Source organism: Demequina sp. NBRC 110051 (genome assembly GCF_002090055.1).
Lineage (GTDB): Bacteria > Actinomycetota > Actinomycetes > Actinomycetales > Demequinaceae > Demequina.
The window spans coordinates 45,133-62,683 of the sequence record NZ_BBRH01000008.1 but is presented as its reverse complement, the minus strand read 5'-3'; the positions used below and the strand labels follow the sequence as shown (position 1 = coordinate 62,683).

At 70.9% G+C, this 17,551-nt stretch carries 15 protein-coding genes; 1 reads left to right on the top strand and 14 read right to left on the bottom strand.

Annotation, left to right across the window (positions count from 1 at the left end; translation table 11 throughout):
• Window positions 1-12 precede the first annotated feature (12 nt).
• The 14 genes from B7K20_RS02970 to ndk all read right to left on the bottom strand — a co-directional run bounded on the left by B7K20_RS02970 (window position 13) and on the right by ndk (window position 16,982).
• A complete protein-coding gene (locus tag B7K20_RS02970) occupies window positions 13-810 on the bottom strand; it encodes an FAD:protein FMN transferase (RefSeq protein WP_084100179.1) in 798 nt (265 codons plus the stop codon).
• Window positions 807-1,307: a hypothetical protein gene (locus B7K20_RS02965; protein WP_144018508.1), complete on the bottom strand. Its 501-nt coding sequence runs from the start codon at window positions 1,305-1,307 to the stop codon at window positions 807-809. Before B7K20_RS02965 ends, B7K20_RS02970 begins: the two co-directional genes overlap by 4 nt.
• A gap of 4 nt (window positions 1,308-1,311) precedes the next feature.
• The gene (locus B7K20_RS02960) at window positions 1,312-2,670 is read right to left on the bottom strand and encodes a ferredoxin reductase family protein (RefSeq protein WP_159449306.1); all 1,359 of its coding nucleotides are present in this window, start codon (window positions 2,668-2,670) and stop codon (window positions 1,312-1,314) included.
• Window positions 2,671-2,773: 103 nt separating this feature from the next.
• Window positions 2,774-4,147: a ferredoxin reductase family protein gene (locus B7K20_RS02955; protein WP_084100173.1), complete on the bottom strand. Its 1,374-nt coding sequence runs from the start codon at window positions 4,145-4,147 to the stop codon at window positions 2,774-2,776.
• Window positions 4,144-4,590: an FMN-binding protein gene (locus B7K20_RS02950; RefSeq protein ID WP_084100172.1), complete on the bottom strand. Its 447-nt coding sequence runs from the start codon at window positions 4,588-4,590 to the stop codon at window positions 4,144-4,146. The genes B7K20_RS02955 and B7K20_RS02950 overlap by 4 nt, the downstream gene beginning before the upstream one ends.
• A gap of 63 nt (window positions 4,591-4,653) precedes the next feature.
• Window positions 4,654-5,745 (bottom strand): amidohydrolase family protein, encoded by a 1,092-nt coding sequence (locus B7K20_RS02945; RefSeq protein WP_144018507.1) that lies wholly within the window; start codon window positions 5,743-5,745, stop codon window positions 4,654-4,656.
• Window positions 5,746-5,765: 20 nt separating this feature from the next.
• Entirely contained in the window at window positions 5,766-7,361 is a 1,596-nt protein-coding gene (gene ffh, locus B7K20_RS02940) for a signal recognition particle protein (protein WP_084100168.1), read from the bottom strand.
• Window positions 7,362-7,451: 90 nt separating this feature from the next.
• On the bottom strand, window positions 7,452-9,212 hold the full coding sequence (locus B7K20_RS02935; RefSeq protein ID WP_084100166.1) for an HD domain-containing protein: 1,761 nt from the start codon (window positions 9,210-9,212) through the stop codon (window positions 7,452-7,454).
• 17 nt (window positions 9,213-9,229) lie between these two features.
• Window positions 9,230-9,568, bottom strand: a complete 339-nt coding sequence (locus B7K20_RS02930) for a P-II family nitrogen regulator (protein ID WP_084076838.1) — start codon at window positions 9,566-9,568, stop codon at window positions 9,230-9,232.
• A 2-nt stretch (window positions 9,569-9,570) separates the two neighbouring features.
• Entirely contained in the window at window positions 9,571-10,809 is a 1,239-nt protein-coding gene (locus tag B7K20_RS02925; RefSeq protein ID WP_084100164.1) for an ammonium transporter, read from the bottom strand.
• 270 nt (window positions 10,810-11,079) lie between these two features.
• On the bottom strand, window positions 11,080-12,258 hold the full coding sequence (ftsY, locus tag B7K20_RS02920; protein ID WP_084100162.1) for a signal recognition particle-docking protein FtsY: 1,179 nt from the start codon (window positions 12,256-12,258) through the stop codon (window positions 11,080-11,082).
• 62 nt (window positions 12,259-12,320) lie between these two features.
• The gene (locus B7K20_RS02915; protein ID WP_084100160.1) at window positions 12,321-12,692 is read right to left on the bottom strand and encodes a hypothetical protein; all 372 of its coding nucleotides are present in this window, start codon (window positions 12,690-12,692) and stop codon (window positions 12,321-12,323) included.
• Between the two features lie 177 nt (window positions 12,693-12,869).
• A complete protein-coding gene (gene smc, locus B7K20_RS02910) occupies window positions 12,870-16,454 on the bottom strand; it encodes a chromosome segregation protein SMC (protein WP_084100158.1) in 3,585 nt (1,194 codons plus the stop codon).
• 99 nt (window positions 16,455-16,553) lie between these two features.
• The gene (gene ndk, locus B7K20_RS02905; protein ID WP_084100156.1) at window positions 16,554-16,982 is read right to left on the bottom strand and encodes a nucleoside-diphosphate kinase; all 429 of its coding nucleotides are present in this window, start codon (window positions 16,980-16,982) and stop codon (window positions 16,554-16,556) included.
• A gap of 57 nt (window positions 16,983-17,039) precedes the next feature.
• On the opposite strand from ndk, the gene B7K20_RS02900 reads away from it, so the two are divergent.
• Complete coding sequence (locus B7K20_RS02900) at window positions 17,040-17,543, top strand: adenine phosphoribosyltransferase (protein ID WP_159449305.1); 504 nt, start codon at window positions 17,040-17,042, stop codon at window positions 17,541-17,543.
• Window positions 17,544-17,551 lie beyond the last annotated feature (8 nt).

The following is a 17,551-nucleotide window of genomic DNA, read 5'->3' as shown; positions in this document are numbered from 1 at the left end:
GGTGAACCCCCCCTAGGACCCTGTGGATCGCCAGCCCGGCGTACGCGAGGCGCGCACCGTCCCATCGACGATGGTGAGGGCCTGGACGTCGAGCCCCTCGCGCTGGGCCGCCTTGGCCGCGGCCTTGCCGCCCACCACGACCGCCGTGGCCCACGCGTCACAGCGCACCAGGTCGTCACCGATGACGCTCGCCTGGGCCACCTGTGCGGCCGCCTGGCCGGTGCGGGGATCCCAGATGTGGCCGCTGCGATGGGCGAGGCCCGAGGTCGCGAGCGCGTGGCGGCCGGTGGCCGCCAGGCCGCCTGCGCCGAGCGTGACGACTCCCACGACGGGGACGTCGGGTCCGGGCGCGTGCCGGGGGTCCGCGAGGCCGATGCGCCAGCCGGCCTCCGTAGGCGCCCGCCCCGCGACCGTCACGTCGCCCGAGCACGCGAGGCGCCAGCCGTCGGCGCCGAGGAGTGCGAGGCGCCAGCGCACGCGCTCGAGCGCCCAGGTCTTCACGATCCCGGTGGGGTCGATCCGGCCGTCGGGCGTGCGCGCGTCGAACAGTCCACCTGTCTCGTCGCGGAAGCTCTCGCACAGGTCCAGGACCTCCGCGAGCGCGGGCGGCGCCTCGCCGAGGCTCGCCTTGCCGTTGTTGATCCGGCTGATCCAGCTGTCCTCGCGGTACGTCGAAAACACGCTGTCGACCCAAGCGAGGTCGGACTCGAGGTGCGCTGCCAGCGCATCCACGGCATCGGCCTCGACATCTCCCACGACCTCAAGATCCACGTCCATGGCCATGGCCACGAACGTCCGGCGCTCGGTCACAGGCCCGCGTCCTCGAAGGCGCCCTGGGCGGACTCGACCATCGCCGGGGAGGTGTAGCTCGCCCCCGAGATGTACTCGACGTCCCAGTCTTGGGCGGCGAGCATCTCTTCCTCGAGAACGGGCAGCGACTGCTCGTTGACAAAGCGCGACTCGGGGGCGTCGGTGCCAGCGACGGGGAAGGTCACGTCAACAAGCACGCCGTCCTCGAACGTCAGGCTCGCCTGGTAGTCGCCGCGCAGGTTCGAGACGACGGGGCCGTCGAAGGTGCCCGTGACGCCAGCGCCGGCGTCGGCGCCCCCGTCCGTACCCCCGTCCGTGCCGGTAGCGCTCGAGTCGGGGGTCTGCGAGCCGTCGGTGGCACCGCCGGTCGCGTCACCCGTCGCCGTGGGGTCGGCGTCCGCGCCCACCGCGCCCGTCACGTCGGGGGCGGCGATCACCCCGGCGGTGAGCATGACCGCCGAGGCGCCCACCACCATCACGCCTGCCTGAGTCCTCATGCGGTCACCATCCAAACTCTTCGCGATGAATCGCGTGCGGGGGCAGGCCGCTCGCGTGGGCATCGGCCGCCACCTGGAGCGCCCAGGCGCGCGGGCCGCACACGTACAGGTCCGTGGTGGCGGGTTCGTTGACGAGGTCGCGCACCGCGAGCGGCGTGTCCGCACTGCCCCACGTCTCGCCGCGCGGTCCAAAAGCGACGATGAGGCGCGCGCCGCGCTCGGCCGCGAGGGCCTCGACCTCGTCCAGCAGGGGCGCCTCCTCGCGCGAGCGTGCACGCACCACCACCGTGACGTTCTCGCCGGCATCGCACTGCTCAAGCATGGCGCGAATCGGCGTGATGCCAATCCCCGCGGCCACGAGCACCAGGGAGGATCCGGTGCGCGTGCCGTGGTGGAACACCCCCAAGGGCCCCTCGACCATGACCCGCGTGCCCGCAGTGAGGCCCGCGAGCGCGCGTGAGCCGTCGCCCGAGGGCTTGGCGGTGATGCGCAGGTACTCCCCCGGCGCGGCGGACAGCGAATACGGGTGTTGCTGGGTGGCGAGGCCATCACCCAGGAACCGCCACAGGAAGAACTGGCCCGGCCGTGCACCCAGCCGGTCGAGGTCGCGCCCGGTCATCGTGACGGTCGCGGAGCCGTCGGGCAAGGGCGTCACGGATTCCACGGTGAGTCCGTGACGCGCCATCAGCACCAGGGGCCGCGCGAGCCGCCACACCACAAAAGAGCCGATCGACACGGTCCACAGCACCGCCCAGAACCACCACGCGAGCCCACCCGAGCGGAACGTCGAGCCCTCGAGGAACTGATGGGGCACGGCGAACGCGACACCCACGTAGACCAGCATGTGGACGGCGTGCCAGCGCTCGTATGGCCACCGGAGCCTCACGGCCGTGAGCGACGTGAGCAACACGACGAGGAAGGCGGTGCCCGCGAGGAGCGCGAGCAGCATCCACCAGCCGTACTCGGGCCACGTCAACACCTGGTCGATCGCCGAGCGTCCGTCATAGGAGGCCGTCACGGTCGTCATGAGGATCAGGTGCACCAGCATGAGGACGATGGCGATCTTGCCCAGCCGGGTATGCGTGGCGATGGCGCGGTCGTGGCCCATGGACCGCTCGACGAAGGGCGCGCGCGAGGCGAGGAGCACCTGCGCCATCATCAGCACGGCGGCGACGATCCCCAGCACGCGGCCGAACGCGTAGAGCCAGTCCGCGGTCGTCTCGACATAGGCGAGCCCGCCCGAGGCGATCATGAGGGCGACGCCTGCCACGCTGGCCAGCCATACGCCGGCCTCGAGGCCGTCGGCCCACCAGGCGCGTCTCGCGGTCACGCGAGCGCGGGCGGCGGTGGTCACCGTCGTCATGGGGTCCTCCTCGGTTGGCGTGGGACCAGTATCCCCGGGGCGACACCGAACGGTCCACGGCCCTTCGACAATCCTCAGCGAACCGTCGCGCCGTCCCCACGACCTACCAGGCGAACAACTCGCGGTGAAAAGCCCGTGCCGTGAGGCCCGCGGCCCTGGCATCCGCTTCGAGGGCGTCCACCCAGCCGGCGGGACCGCAGGCATACACGTCGCTCCGGGCGAGGTCGGGCACCAGATGGCCGATGCCGTGGTGGTCCGCGAGGGGACGCCAGCCGTCGCCGCGAGGTCCGGTCAGCACGTGGAGAGCGGCACCCTTCGCGGTGGCGAAGCGGCGGATCTCGTCGAGGTGCGGGATGTCGTGCTCGGTCGAGCCGCGCACGATCACCGTGCAGCGACCACCGTCGGGAGCATCCTCGAGCAACCCGATCAAGGGCGTGACGCCTACTCCGGCTCCTGCCAGCACCAGATGCTCTCCCGTCGCGCGGTCAGCGGTGAAGATGCCCAGCGGACCCTCGACGATCACACGCGTCCCCACGGGCACGTGAGCGACCGCTCGAGACGCGTCGCCGAGCGGCTTGATGGTGAACCGCCACCACTCTGGCAGCGGAGCACGCGACAGCGAATACGGGTGCGCCTGGCCCCACATCCCGGGAGCGATGAATCGCAGCAGCACGAACTGTCCCGAGCGCGCCCACATCCGTGACAGGGCGCGGCCATGAAGCACAAGGTCGACCGAGCCGTCGGGCAGAGGCGTCACCGCGGCGACGCGGGTGCGGTGCCGCACGGCACGCACGAGCGGACGCAGAACGCGGAACACGAGCAGCGAGCCGACCGCGAGCGACCACAGCAGCATCCAGTACCACCACGCGAAACCCATGCTGAGGAATGTCTCGCCGTCGGTGAGCTGATGCGGGATGGTGAGGCCGATCGCCAGGTAGCTGAACACGTGCACGGCGTGCCAGTTCTCGTACCGCCAGCGCGCGCGCACCACGGCGTATGAGGTCACCACGACGGCGACGAGGACGGCAAGCCCCGCCCACGCCATGAACATGGGTTCGCCGAACCCGACTATCAACTCCCATGCCTGCGCCACCACGCCCTGGCTGGCGCTGGCGGCATAGCCCACGATGCTGAGCGCCACATGCGCGAGGATGACCAGGAATCCCAGTCGCCCCAGGCGGCCGTGGAGGACCGCGGCGCGATCGTGGCCGATGGCGCGCTCCACGAGCGGCACGCGGGCGATCAGGACCAGCTGCACCAGGATCGTCGTGGAGGCGACCATCCCAGTGACGCGTGCGCCGGCCACGAGAGCGCCGGCCCCGGTGGACAGGTCGACCGTGCCCGAGGCGAGCATGCACGCGACGGCCCCGGTTCCCACCAGCCACGCGACCGCTTCCAGCGTGTCTTGGGTTCGCGAGCGCGTGGTGGTCCCGCGACTCGCCCGCGCCACCGGCCTGGTGATTGCCGGCGCACTCATGCGAGCCCGGCCTGCTCGAACGCGGATTGCACCGCTTCCTCGACGCCCTGCGACGTGTAACTGGCGCCCGAGATGTAGCCGACGTCGACGCTTTGCGCCGCAAGGATCGCATCGACCAGTTCCGGCACCGCCTCCTCGTTGATGCGCTGCGAATGGGGGTCGCTCTCGCCCTCCTGGAGCCACGAGATCTCCGTCACCACGCCGTCGACCACCGTGATGGAGGCCTGGAACGCGCCGTAGCGCGTCTGGACCGCCTCGCCGTCGTAGGTCGCCGCGACCGCGGCGGACGCGGCAGCGTCGGAGGGGGCCGCTGCCGCGGCGACGGCGGCGCCCGAGGCGACCGAAGCATCGGCCGGGCCCAGGAACCCTGTGCCAAGAACGGCGCCGGTGGTGAGCATGGTGGCGGCGAGGCCGGTGACGATAATGCCCGAGGAGAGCTTCATGCCCTCTATCCCACCGACGAAGGCTGGGAGCCGGCCGCCCGCGGCCTCAGAGTTTGCTCAGAGTCAGGCCACGCGCGCGCCGCGCAGCACCACAGCGGTGGGCTCGGCGAGGACGCGGATGTCCTCGCGCGGGTCGCGGTCGTAGACCACCAGGTCGGCACTCGCGCCCTCGGTGAGGGTGTCGGCCCCGAGGAAGGCGCGGGCCTTCCAGGAGGCGGCGGCGAGAACGGCCCGTGCAGGAATGGCCTTGGCCATCTCGCTCGCCTCGCGCGGCAGCAGGCCGTGGCCGAGCGTGCCGCCCGCGTCGGTGCCGACGAGGAGCGGCACGCCAGCGTCGTAGAGGTCGCGTACGTGCTCGTAGCGGCGGGTGTGCATGCGGCGCATGCGCGCGGCGTAGGCGGGAAACTTCGCCTCCCCGGCATCGGCGAATCCCACGAAGTTGTCCACCTGGAGCAGCGTGGGGACCACGGGAATCCCACGCTTCGCGGCGGTCGCGATGTGCTCCGCGGTCATGCCGGTGCCGTGTTCGAGGCAGTCGATGCCGGCCTCGAGAAGCGGACCTATCGCCTCGGTCGAAAAGGTGTGCGCCGTCGCCCGCGCACCGGCGGCGTGGACCCGCGTCAGAGCCTCGGCGAGCTGCGACGGCGACCACAGCGGCGTGAGGTCGCCGTGGTCACGGTCGATCCAGTCGGCGATGAGCTTGACCCAGCCGTCGCCCTTCAGCGCCTCCTCTTCGGCGACCGTCGGCAGGTCCGCCGCCTCGATCTCGCGTGCGTAGCCGCGCAGGTACCGCTTGGGCCGGGCGATGAAGCGTGCGGAGCGGATCAGGCGCGGAAGGTCGTCGCGCTCGTGCACAAAGGAGGTGTCGAGGGGGCTGCCCGCGTCGCGAATCAGCAAGGTGCCGGCGTCTCTGTCCACGGTCGCCTGCTTGACCGCGAGATCGCGGTCGGTCGCGCCGCCGGAATCCAGCCCAATATGACAGTGGACGTCGACCAGGCCGGGGGTGACCCAGCCGTCGATCCGTACGGGGGTGCCGGAATGCATCGGCCGCTCATACGTGATCCGGCCGCCCACCACCCACGCCTCTGCGCGGACGGTGTCGTCGTCGACGAGGACCGGGCCGGTGAGGTGCAGGGCGTCACCCGGCCCCGGCATCGGCCCTCCCGTCATGCGGCTTAGCGCCCCAGGTACTTGCCGAGATCGGACTCGAGCTTGGACGGGTCGAAGTCCTCGGGCTGCTGGCTGAGGCCAAAGGCACTGCCGGAGGGTGCCTGCGGGGCGGCCGACTTGTTCCGTGCCGCGGCCTCCTGCTGGGCACGCTTGGCGGGGTTGCCCGACTTGCCCTTGACCTTTTTCTGCGGCGCCTGCTTGCCCTTGGACTTCTTGCCGCCGGGCATCCCGCCCCACGCGCCGGGGCCGCCGCCCTGGCCGGGAAGCTGCGGCATACCGCCGCCGCGGGCCATGGCACGCATCATCTGCTGCGCCTGCTCGAAGCGCTTGACCAAGGAGTTCACGTCCGCGACGGTGACGCCAGATCCCTTCGCGATGCGCGCGCGGCGCGAGCCGTTGAGGACCTTGGGATTGTCGCGCTCGAGCGGCGTCATCGACTGGACGATCGCCTCGGTGCGGACCAGCTCGCGCTCGTCGAAGTTCTCGATCTGGTCGCGCATGGCGCCCATACCGGGCAGCATGCCCAGCATCTTCTTCATCGAGCCCATGTTCTTGAGCTGCTGCATCTGCGCGAGGAAGTCGGTGAAGGTGAAGTCTTCGCCCTTGGTGACCTTGGCCGCCATGCGCTCGGCCTCGGCCTGGTCAAACTTCTTTTCGGCCTGCTCGATGAGCGTCATGATGTCGCCCATGTCGAGGATGCGGCTCGCCATGCGGTCCGGGTGGAAGACCTCGAACTCGTCGAGCTTCTCGCCGGTCGACGCGAACAGGATGGGCTTGCCGGTGACCTCGCGCACCGACAGCGCCGCACCACCGCGGGTGTCGCCGTCGAGCTTGGTGAGAACCACACCGGTGATGTCGACGCCCTGGTCGAAGGCCTGCGCCGTCGCGACGGCGTCCTGACCGATCATCGCGTCGATGACGAACAGGACCTCGTCGGGCTCGATGGCCTTGCGGATGTCCGCGGCCTGCTTCATCAGCTCCTGGTCGATGCCTAGGCGGCCCGCGGTGTCGACGATGACCACGGAGTGCTGGCGCTGCTCGGCCTCCTTGAGGCCCTTCTTCGCGACCTTGACGGGGTTGCCCTTGACGCGCTCGCCCTCGCGGGTGACGCCCGGCTCGGGCGCGAACACGGGCACGCCCGCGCGCTCGCCGACCACCTGGAGCTGATTGACGGCGTTGGGGCGCTGGAGGTCGGCGGCGACCAGCAGCGGCGTCTGGCCGTTCTCCTTGAGGTGGTGCGCGAGCTTGCCGGCCAGGGTGGTCTTACCCGCACCCTGCAGACCGGCGAGCATGATGACCGTGGGGCCGGACTTCGCGAAGTTGAGGCGGCGCGCCTCGCCGCCCAGGATCGCGACGAGCTCCTCGTTGACGATCTTGACGACCTGCTGACCCGGGTTCAGCGCACCCGAGACCTCTGCGCCGAGCGCGCGCTCCCGGATGTTGCCGGTGAACGTGCGGACCACCGGCACGGCGACGTCGGCGTCCAACAGGGCGCGACGGATCTCGCGGATGGTGCCGTCGATGTCCGCCTCGGTGAGGCGGCCCTTGCCCCGGAGGTTCCGGAACGTCGAGGTCAAGCGGTCGGACAGGTTGGCGAACACAGGTGTCCCTTCTTCAAGCGCGGCCTCAAGCCTACCTGGGGTCGGCGACGGCGCCCTGCGCGGCCAGCGAACGATGGCCGATGCCGTGGCTTAGTTCAGCGCTGCCCTCGCCTTGGCCGTCAGCGTGTCGGCGAGGCTCGCCCGCCACGTGGTCCACACCTTGGGCCCGGCCGCATGCGAATCGGCCTCGGTGATCGCGCGCAGGGTCAGCAGCAGGTCCTCGCGATGGCCGAGAGCGTCGAGCAGCGCGGTGACGGTCTCGGGGTCGTCGAGATCACGCGTGGTCGACAGGATGGACAGCAGCAGGTGGTGGCGCACGAGAGTCTCGACGTCCGCCGTGAAGGCCGGCGACCACCCCAGGCGGGCGCCGATCGCGGGGATGAGCGCGGCGCCGTCTACCGAATGGTCGGTCGCGCCCGCCCGCTTGCCGATGTCGTGCAGCCATGCCGTCGCGAACAGCAGATCCTGGTCCGGCACGTCCCTGCGGTGCTTCGCTGCCAGCACCACCGACTCGATCATGTGGCGGTCGACGGTGTAGCGGTGGATGGCGCTGCGCTGCGGACGGTTGCGCACGCCCTCCCACTCGGGCACCCAGCGCACCGCGAAGCCGTGCAGGTCCATCGCCTCCCACACCGACACCAGGTGATGGCTGGAGCGCAAGAGGTCGCGTAGGTGCGTGCGAGCCTGCTCGGGCCACGGCTCGCTCAGGTCGGGCGAGGCCTGCATCGCCTCCAGCAGGCCAGGAGTGAACGACAACCCGGTCGTCGCCGCGGTCGCGGCGGCCCTGAGCGGCAGGAGCGGGTCGACGTTCGCTTCCGCCCCAGGGGCGAGGGCGAGCTCTCCGTCGACGTCGATGAGCCCCTCGGCCACGCTCACGTGACGCGGGGCTTTGGACAGCCGCCTGGCCTTCCACGCCACCGAGCCGATGCCGGAGCGCTCGAGCGAGCGGCGCGCGCCGCGTTCGGTCTGGGTGAGGGCGTACGCGACGGAACGTCCGGCATCGGCGACCGAGGCGAGCAGATCGTCGGGGTCGGTGAAACCCATCAGCTCGGCGACCTCGTCGGTGACGTGGCGTCCGAGCACGTTGACGGGGCGCCCCGAGACCAGGTGGAGGGCGTCGCGCACGTCGCGCAGGTGCTCGCCGGCGGTGTCCACGGAGCCGTGAGGGCGGTCGGTGAGCCACGTCGCGCTGAGAGCCGAGAGACTCATGTAGTCGCGCAGGCCCCCGCGGGCCTCCTTGAGGTGCGGCTCGATGAGGTACGCGAGCTCGCCATGGCGCTCGGCGCGGGCGCGCGAGGCGGCGAGAAGTTCGGGCAGGCGCTTGCGGGAGGCCGCGCGCCAGTCGTGATAGATCGCGGCGCGGGCCTGCGCCACCAGGGTGTCATCGCCCGCGACGGGCTGGATGTCGAGCAGTCCGGCGGCGGCGGCGAGGTCCTTCGAGGCCACCTGGCGGCACTCGGTGAGCGACCGCATCGAATAGTCGAGCTCGAGCCCGGCGTCCCAGATGGGGTACCACAGCCGCTGGGCGAGCTCCGCGAGAGCGTCCTTCGACTGGCGGCCGTCGTGCAGCAGCACCAGGTCGAGGTCTGACCAGGGGCCGGCGTCGCCGCGTCCGAGCGATCCGACGGCGCCGAGCGCGACGCCCTCGGCGGGGCCGGCAGCCTCGGCCCAGTGCGCGACCAGCGCGTCCTTGACGAGCGCGGTCAGGCGGCGGCGGCGCTCGGGACCCGGCACGCCGTCTGCGGTGAGCTGCGCCGCGACCTGGGCCCTCGAACGCTTGAGGTCCCGCACCCCGGAAGGGTGCGGGACCTCAGCGTCGGAGCCCTCAGCAGCGCTGGGGATGTGCTCCATGTATCTCGAATGGCTCCTTAGAGAGCGTCGGCGCCGTGCTCACCCGTGCGGACACGGGCCACGTCGTCGACCGGAACCGTCCAGACCTTGCCGTCACCGATCTTGCCGGTCTGAGCGGCCGAGACGATCGCCTCGGTCACGGTCGCGGCGTCGGCGTCGTCGACCAGCACCTCGAGGCGGGTCTTGGGCACCAGGTCCACGGTGTACTCGGCACCGCGGTAGACCTCGGTGTGGCCCTTCTGGCGGCCGTAACCGGCTGCCTCCGAGACCGTGACGCCCTTGACGCCGGCGGCCTCGAGTGCGGCGCGGACCTCGTCCGTGCGGTGCGGCTGGATGATCGCAGTGACCAGCTTCATTGCTACTTCGCCTCCTCGTAGGCGGTCTCACCGTGCTCGGCGAGGTCGATTCCGGAGACCTCGACCTCCTCGCTCACGCGCAGACCGATGGTGTACTTGATGACCAGTCCGATGATCAGCGTAGCGATCGCGGAGTAGACGATGGTGACGCCAGCGGCCGCAGCCTGAACACCGAACAGCGTGATGCCGCCACCGTAGAACAGGCCGGCGTCGCCGTTGATGGTGCCGTTGGCCAGCAGGCCGATGGCCAGCGTGCCCCAGAGGCCGGAGACCAGGTGGACGCCCACGACGTCGAGCGAGTCGTCGTAGCCGAACTTGTACTTCAGGCCCACCGCGAGAGCGGAGAACACGCCGGCGAGCAGACCGACAATGGCGGCGCCGATGGGGTCAAGCGAGGCACAGGCCGGGGTGATGGCAACCAGACCGGCGACGACACCGGAGGCGGCACCAAGCGAGGTGGCCTTGCCGTCGCGGATCTTCTCGACGAGGATCCAGCCGAGGATCGCGATGCCGGTCGCAACGGTGGTGTTGACCCACGCGGTCGCGGCGAAGCCGTCAGCGGCGAAGGCCGAACCGGCGTTGAATCCGAACCAGCCGAACCACAGGAGCGCGGCACCCAGCATGACGAAGGGCAGGTTGTGGGGGCGCATGGGCTCCTTGCCGAAGCCCTTGCGGACACCGAGCAGCAGGGCCATGACCAGGCCGGCCACACCAGCGTTGATGTGAACGACGGTACCGCCGGCGAAGTCGTACGGGCCGGGCAGCGAGCCGAACCACGGGCCGTCGGGGCCGAGCAGGGCGGCGAAGCCGTCACCCCACACCCAGTGCGAGACGGGCGCGTAGACGAGAATGACCCACAGGAAGGCGAAGAGCAGCCAGGAGCCGAACTTCATGCGGTCCGCGACCGATCCCGAGATCAGGGCGACCGTGATGATCGCGAAGGTCGCGCCGAAGCCGGCGGAGATGATGGCCATCGCGTCGCCACCCTCAAGGGTGTCGATGAGGCCGAAGTCGTACATCGGGTTACCGATGATGTCGCCCATGGTGTCACCGGCGGAGATCGAGAATCCGAAGGTGATCCAGGCGAGCACGCCGACGGCCATGGCGCCGAAGCTCATCATCATCATGTTCAGCACCGACTTGCCGCGCGACATGCCACCGTAGAAGAACGCCAGACCAGGCGTCATCAGCAGCACGAGCGATGCAGAGGTCAGGAGCCAGGCAATGTTGCCGCTATCCATTCTGCTTCTCCTTAAGTCCCGCCCCTCGGCGAGTCGTAGACAGCCTGGCGAAGAAGTGTTGCCCCTGAAACACCGGCATGTTTCGCATCGGTTAACAGGGCCGCGCGGAGGTAAAACCCTTGTTGCGAGGCGCCGATCACGGGATCACCGTGCACGCTTTGTCCGTTGTGGGCGACGGGCGCACGCGCGCGGCGACGGATCTCGACGCACGAGCGCCGGCCCACCCGTGACGGGCGGACCGGCGCTCATGACCGGAATCGGTGACGGGTGTCAGGCCCCCAGGAGCCCGTCCACGAACTGCTCGGCGTCGAAGGGGGCAAGGTCGTCAGCCCCCTCGCCCAGGCCGATGAGCTTGACGGGAACGCCCAGCTCTCGCTGGACGGCGACGACGATGCCACCCTTGGCGGTGCCGTCCATCTTGGTCAGCACGATGCCGGTGATGGGTGCGACCTCGGCGAACACCTTGGCCTGCGTCATGCCGTTCTGGCCGGTGGTGGCATCCAGCACCAGCAGCACCTCGACAGGGGCGGCCACCTTGGACGACACGCGGATGATCTTGCCCAGCTGATCCATGAGGCCGGCCTTGTTCTGCAGGCGGCCGGCGGTGTCGATCAGCACCACGTCGGCGCCGTCGTCGCGCGCACGGGAGGCGGCGTCGAACGCCACGGAGGCGGGGTCGGCGCCGTCGATCTCTGAGCGCACCACGGGCACGCCCACGCGTGCTCCCCAGGTCTCGAGCTGATCCGCCGCGGCCGCACGGAACGTGTCGGCCGCTCCGAGCACCACGCTGTGGCCCTCCGCGACCAGCACGCGCGCGATCTTGCCCACCGACGTGGTCTTGCCCACCCCGTTGACACCCACCACCACGATGGGCTCGTGCGCGCCGCTGCCAGGGGCGGAGAGGTTGAGCTCGCGGTCGAGCGTCGGGTCGACGATCTCGAGCAGCACGGCGCGCAGGGTCGCCCGCGGGTCCGCCTCGGGGTCGGCCTTCAGCCGGGCACGCAAGGCATCGAGGATGTCGTCTGTGGCCGCGGCGCCCACGTCGGCGAGCAGCAGGGTCTCCTCGAGCTCGTCCCAGTCGTCCTCCCCCAGGGAACCCCTCGAGAAGATCGCGAGCAGGCTCGCACCCAATCCCCCGCTGAGGCGCGAACGCAGGCGCCCCAACCGGGTCTCGGGGTCCTCGGGGGCCTCGGTAACGACGGCAGCCTCGGCGGGCAGCGTCCGGGTCGGGACGGCGGCGGGCTCGCCTTCCGGCGACTCCTCAGGCGACGGCTCCGGCGACGCAGCGCTCGGCACCGCCACGTCGGTGGGCCGCGCGGGAGCCTGCGACTGAGCGCGGTGCGAGCCCTTGGCGCGGCGGCTGACGCCGAAGATGCCGCCGATGACGGCCACGGCGGCGACGATGACGACGACGAGGTCGGCGTCTCCAGGAATCCAGGTCACGTCCATGGCACCAGTGTGTCAGGTAGGGACGGGCTCACGGCCCGCCGATGACGGCTCGAGGCAGTGGGCTAGTGCCGGGGCAGCGCGATCTCGCCGGTGGCGGTCGCCGCCTCGACATCGCTGGCGCGCAGCGCCTGGACGCGGTCGCGGGCGGTGATGGCGACCTCGCGAGCCTCGGCGGCGGCCTCGCGGGCCCACGCGGCGGCACGCTCACCACCGGAGACGGACTCGGGTTCGGAGTCGATGCCGTGGAGCAGTTCCCAGGCGTTGTCCTCGCGCTCGACCTCGTCGTAGACGTGGTCCATGCCGCGGCGCTCGTCCACGCGCAGGATGATCCGCACCAGGTGCTGGGCCCGACCCTCGGCAAAGGCCGCGACCACGAACACGATCACCGACAGGGTGAGGGCGAGGGCGAGACCGGAGGTGAGGGAGGACGGCATGGAGCTGCTCCTTGGCGCTAGACGGACAAAAGGGACGGGACGTGCGGGCAAACGTGAGCCACGAACGAGATCAGGGGGATCGTCGCGGCTGAGCCAGTGCTCCCGCACGGCGGCAACAATGCCGCAGTCAGTTTACTTCCCGCGCTCTCAGGTGACTGAGAGTGGTGCAGCCGGTCTCTACGCCGCGTCGCCGTCGGTGAGGCGCTGCGAGATGACGGTGGTGACGCCGTCGCCGCGCATGGTGACGCCGTACAGGGCGTCCGCGATCTCCATGGTGCGCTTTTGGTGGGTGATGACGATCAGCTGCGAGTCCTCCTGGAGCTCGCGGAAGATCTCCAGCAGGCGGCCCAGGTTGACGTCGTCCAGCGCCGCCTCGACCTCGTCCATGACGTAGAACGGGCTGGGGCGCGCCTTGAAGATGGACACGAGTAGCGCGACGGCGGTGAGCGACCGCTCGCCGCCAGACAGCAGGGACAGCCGCTTGACCTTCTTGCCCGCGGGGCGCGCCTCGACCTCGATGCCCGTGGTGAGCATGTTCGTGGGGTCGGTCAGCACGAGTTTGCCCTCGCCACCGGGGAACAGGCGAGGGAAGACGCGGTCAAATTGGGCCTTGGTGTCCTCGAAGGCCTGCGCGAAGATCTGCTCCACGCGCTCGTCGATCTCGCGCACAATCTCCATGAGGTCTTCGCGCGACTTCTTGATGTCGCTCAGCTGGTCCTGCAGGAACTTGTGGCGTTCCTCGAGTGCGGCGAACTCCTCGAGGGCCAGCGGGTTGACCTTGCCCAGCTGGTTCATGGCGCGCTCGGCGGCGCGCAGGCGCTTTTCCTGACGCTCGCGGACGTACGGTTCGGTTCGCTCGCCTTCGGCGCTCTCCCCGTCCGTCTCTGCGGCCGATGCCGTGGCTGAGTCGTCGCGCACCGGCACCGGCAGGTGGGGTCCGAACTCCTCGATGAGCTGCGCGGGGTCCATGCCGAGCTCGTCGACGGAGCGCTGCTCGAGTTGCTCGAGGCGCACTGAGAGTTGGGCGCGTGCGACCTCGTCGCGGTGGGCGTCGTCGGTGAGGCGGCGATGCTCGTCGGCGTGAGCCTCGACCAGCTGGCGGACGTCGCCCAGCTCACCGGAGCGCTCGGCGCGGGCCTGCTCGGCGGCTGCGCGCCGGTCGTCGGCGGTCGCAACGGAGATGTCGATCGCGGCGAGGGCGTCGGCGCAGCCGGCGATCACCTCGCGTGCCGCGCCGGCCTGGCGGGCGCGACGCTTGGCGGCCTCCTCGGCGCGGGCGCGGGCGTCGCGCTCGGCGATCACGGCGCGCTCGAGCGACTCGGCGCGGGCCGCGAGCGCCCGTGCACGCTCCTCCGAGGTGCGCAGTTGAAGCCGCGCCTCGGTCTCGCGCGCGCGGGCGGCCACCGCGGCCTGGGCGTCCTCGTCGCGCTGAGTCTGCGCCTCGACGGTGTCGGATTCGGTCTGCTCGGGCTCGGCCTGCGCGGCGGCCAGGCGCTCGGCGAGCGACTCGAGCTCGCGCGACTGCTCGTCCATGCGGCCGTGTGCGGCCTCGATCTGGGTCTCGAGCCGGGCAGCATCGTCCTTCGCGGCACGGGCCGTCGCTCCCAGGTGACCGAGCTGCTCGGCGACCGCGGCCATGCGGGCGTCGGACTCGTTCAGCCGCTCGAGAGTGGTGCGCTGGGCCGCGCGTGCCGTCGACTCGCGTTCCTCGGCCTCGCGCAGCGCGAAACCCGTGCGCTCCACGTCCGCAGCGGCACCGTCGCGCTTGGCCTTGGCCTCGTCGAGTGCGGCCTGCATGTGCAGCACGCTCGGGGCATCGCCCGCGCCGCCAGAGGCGCTGCGCGCCCCCAGCACGTCTCCGCGACGTGTCACCGCGGTGACCTGGGGCAGCGACGCGACGAGCGCGCGGGCCGCGGCAAGGTCGTCGACGACGGCGACGCCAGACACGAGTGCGCGGACCGTGTCCGCGATGCCGCCCGCGCCGCTGATGAGGTCGGACGCCCATGCGGCGCCGTCGGGCAGCGACACCGCGGGGTTGGCGGCCACCGCCGCGGCATCGGCCACGAGGAATCGGGCGCGTCCCGCGTCCTCGTCGCGCAGCCACCGGATGGCGTCCACGGCCAACTCGACCGAGTCCACTGCCAAGGCGTCCGCGAGCGGGCCGAGCGCCGCCGCGATGGCGTCCTCGGCATCGGCCGCCACCTCGATCAGCGCGGCCACCGTGCCGCGCACCGAGGTCACGCCGGCCGCGAGCAGCTCCCCCGCCCCGTCCTTGCGGGTCAGCGACAGTTCGAGCGCCTCGGCACGGGCCGCGTGGGTGTCGCGCTCGCGCGTGGCGGTGTGCATCGCTTCCTTGAGGGCGTCGAGAGCGGACTTCGCCTCGTCCCACTCGGCCGTTGCGGCCTCGTGGGCGGCGTCCAGGTCCTCCTCGCCGTCCTCGACGGATGCGACGGAGGTCTCGAGGTGCTGGAACTCGGTGGTGGCCTCATGGGCGCGCTTCTCGGCCGCGGCCTTGGACTCGCGCAGGCGCCCAATCTCGGCCTCGGCGGCCTCGACGCGCGAGCGGCGCGCTGCGACATCGCCGGCGAGTCTCGCGACGCCCTCGCGGCGGTCGGCGACGGAGCGCAGCAGGTTGGCGAGGTGACGCTCGGAGGCCTCGGCAACAGCCTCGGCCTCGCGCCGGGCGACCTCGGCCTCCTCGAGGGTGACGCCTGCGGCGGCGACCTCGGCGTCGAGCTCGCGCTTCGCGTCGCGGGCGCGCTCGAGCTGCTCGTCCAGATCGACCAGATCGGTGGGCGGCGTGGTGTCGCCCTGGGTGCCGAGCATCCTGAGTCGCTCCTGGGCGAGCGACTCGAGGTTGCGCAGGCGCTCGCGCAGCGCGGAGAGGCGGTAGTACGTGTCGTTGGCGCGCGTGAGCGCCGGGGTGGCCTCGGCGGCGGCCTGCTCGAGCGAGGCGAGGCGGGCGCGCGCGGCGGCCAGTTCCTTCTCGACCTGCTCGCGGCGCTCGATCAGCGCGGACTCGTCGGCCTTCTCCTGCGCCAGGCGCCCCTGCATCTGCGCGAGGTCGTCGGCGAGCAGGCGGGACTTGGCGTCGCGCACGTCCACCTGGATGAACTGGGCACGGCGCGCTACCTCGGCCTGCTTACCCAGCGGGCCCAGCTGGCGGCGGATCTCCGCCGTGAGGTCCTGCACCCGCGTGAGGTTGCCCTGCATCGCGTCGAGCTTGCGCAACGCCTTGTCCTTGCGCTTGCGGTGCTTGAGGATGCCCGCGGCCTCTTCGATGAAGTGGCGCCGGTCCTCTGGGGTCGCGCGCAGCACGGCGTCGAGCTGGCCCTGACCGACGATGACGTGCATCTCGCGGCCGAGGCCCGAGTCCGACAGCAGGTCCTGGATGTCGAGCAGGCGGCACGCGGAGCCGTTGATGCGGTACTCGGAGCCGCCGGTCCTGAACAGCGTGCGGCTGATCGTCACCTCGGTGTACTCGATCGGCAACGCGCCGTCGGAGTTATCGATGGTGAGGGACACCTCAGCGCGGCCCAGCGGTGCGCGCCCGGAGGTACCGGCGAAGATGACGTCGTCCATCTTGCCGCCGCGCAGCGTCTTGGCGCCCTGCTCGCCCATCACCCACGCGAGGGCGTCGACCACGTTGGACTTGCCCGAGCCGTTCGGGCCCACCACACAGGTGACGCCCGGCTCGAACTCGAGGGTCGTCGCGGACGCGAAGGACTTGAAGCCACGGAGCGTCAGCGTCTTGAGATGCACGGGGGTCAGCCTAGCGAGCCACGTACGGAGGGTGGGTGAGGCCCACCAGGGCCGTGTGGCATCGGCCCTCCGTAGGGATGGCCGATGCCGTGGTGGGCTTTACAGCGCCGGGAACCAGATCGCGATCTCGCGGGCCGCGGACTCCTCGGAGTCCGAGCCGTGGACGAGGTTCTGGATGACCTTGGTGGGCCAGTGGCGGCCCAGGTCGCCGCGGATGGTGCCGGGCGCCGCGGTGGTGGGGTCGGTGGCGCCGGCAAGCGACCGGAAGCCCTCGATGACACGGTCGCCCTCGGCCACGATCGCGAGGACGGGGCCGGACAGCATGAAGTCCACGAGCGGCTGATAGAAGGGCTTGCCAACGTGCTCGGCGTAGTGCTGCTCGAGCAGTTCGGGGGTCGCGCTCTTCAGCTCGACGGCCACGAGCGTGTAGCCCTTGGCCTCGATGCGGCGAAGGATCTCGCCGGACAGGCCGCGCTCGACGCCGTCGGGCTTCACAAGAATGAGGGTGCGTTCGGTGGGGACAGTCATGGCCGCGAGGATACAGGCCACGGCTGAACGGTCAGCATCCGTGGGACCATGGGGCACGTGATCACGCTCGCCGACTTCGACACCTTCCCCGACTTCCCGGTCGAGGGCATCCTCTTCTACGACATCTCCCCCATCCTCGCCGACCCGGCGAAGTTCAAGGAGGCCTGTGAAGCCCTCACCCCCGCCGGTGAGATCGACGCGGTGGTGGGCGTGGACGCGCGCGGCTTCATCTTCGCCCCCGTGGTCGCGCAGACCAAGGGCGTGGGCATGTCGATGGTGCGCAAGAAGGGCAAGATGCCCGGCGAGCTGCTGGAGGCCGACGCGACGATCGAGTACGGCGCCTCCGAACTGGTCGTGAGCCCCAACGGTTTGGCAGGCAAGCGCCTGCTGGTGATCGACGACGTGCTCGCCACCGGCGGCACGGCGCGCGCCGTCGCGGACATGCTGGAACGTGCGGGAGCCGCGAGCGTGAGCTTCGCGTTCCTCATGGAGATCGCGGGGCTGCCCGGGCGCGAGCGCCTGGCCGGCTACGACGTGACGTCGGTCGTCACGGTCGACTGAGGCTGGGT

Coding starts and splice junctions, on each gene's coding strand:
- B7K20_RS02965 (WP_144018508.1), bottom strand. CDS start 1,307: ATGAGGACTCAGGCAGGCGTGATGGTGGTGGGCGCCTCGGCGGTCATG.
- B7K20_RS02960 (WP_159449306.1), bottom strand. CDS start 2,670: ATGACGACGGTGACCACCGCCGCCCGCGCTCGCGTGACCGCGAGACGC.
- B7K20_RS02955 (WP_084100173.1), bottom strand. CDS start 4,147: ATGAGTGCGCCGGCAATCACCAGGCCGGTGGCGCGGGCGAGTCGCGGG.
- B7K20_RS02950 (WP_084100172.1), bottom strand. CDS start 4,590: ATGAAGCTCTCCTCGGGCATTATCGTCACCGGCCTCGCCGCCACCATG.
- B7K20_RS02945 (WP_144018507.1), bottom strand. CDS start 5,745: ATGCCGGGGCCGGGTGACGCCCTGCACCTCACCGGCCCGGTCCTCGTC.
- B7K20_RS02935 (WP_084100166.1), bottom strand. CDS start 9,212: ATGGAGCACATCCCCAGCGCTGCTGAGGGCTCCGACGCTGAGGTCCCG.
- B7K20_RS02930 (WP_084076838.1), bottom strand. CDS start 9,568: ATGAAGCTGGTCACTGCGATCATCCAGCCGCACCGCACGGACGAGGTC.
- B7K20_RS02925 (WP_084100164.1), bottom strand. CDS start 10,809: ATGGATAGCGGCAACATTGCCTGGCTCCTGACCTCTGCATCGCTCGTG.
- ftsY (WP_084100162.1), bottom strand. CDS start 12,258: ATGGACGTGACCTGGATTCCTGGAGACGCCGACCTCGTCGTCGTCATC.
- B7K20_RS02915 (WP_084100160.1), bottom strand. CDS start 12,692: ATGCCGTCCTCCCTCACCTCCGGTCTCGCCCTCGCCCTCACCCTGTCG.
- ndk (WP_084100156.1), bottom strand. CDS start 16,982: ATGACTGTCCCCACCGAACGCACCCTCATTCTTGTGAAGCCCGACGGC.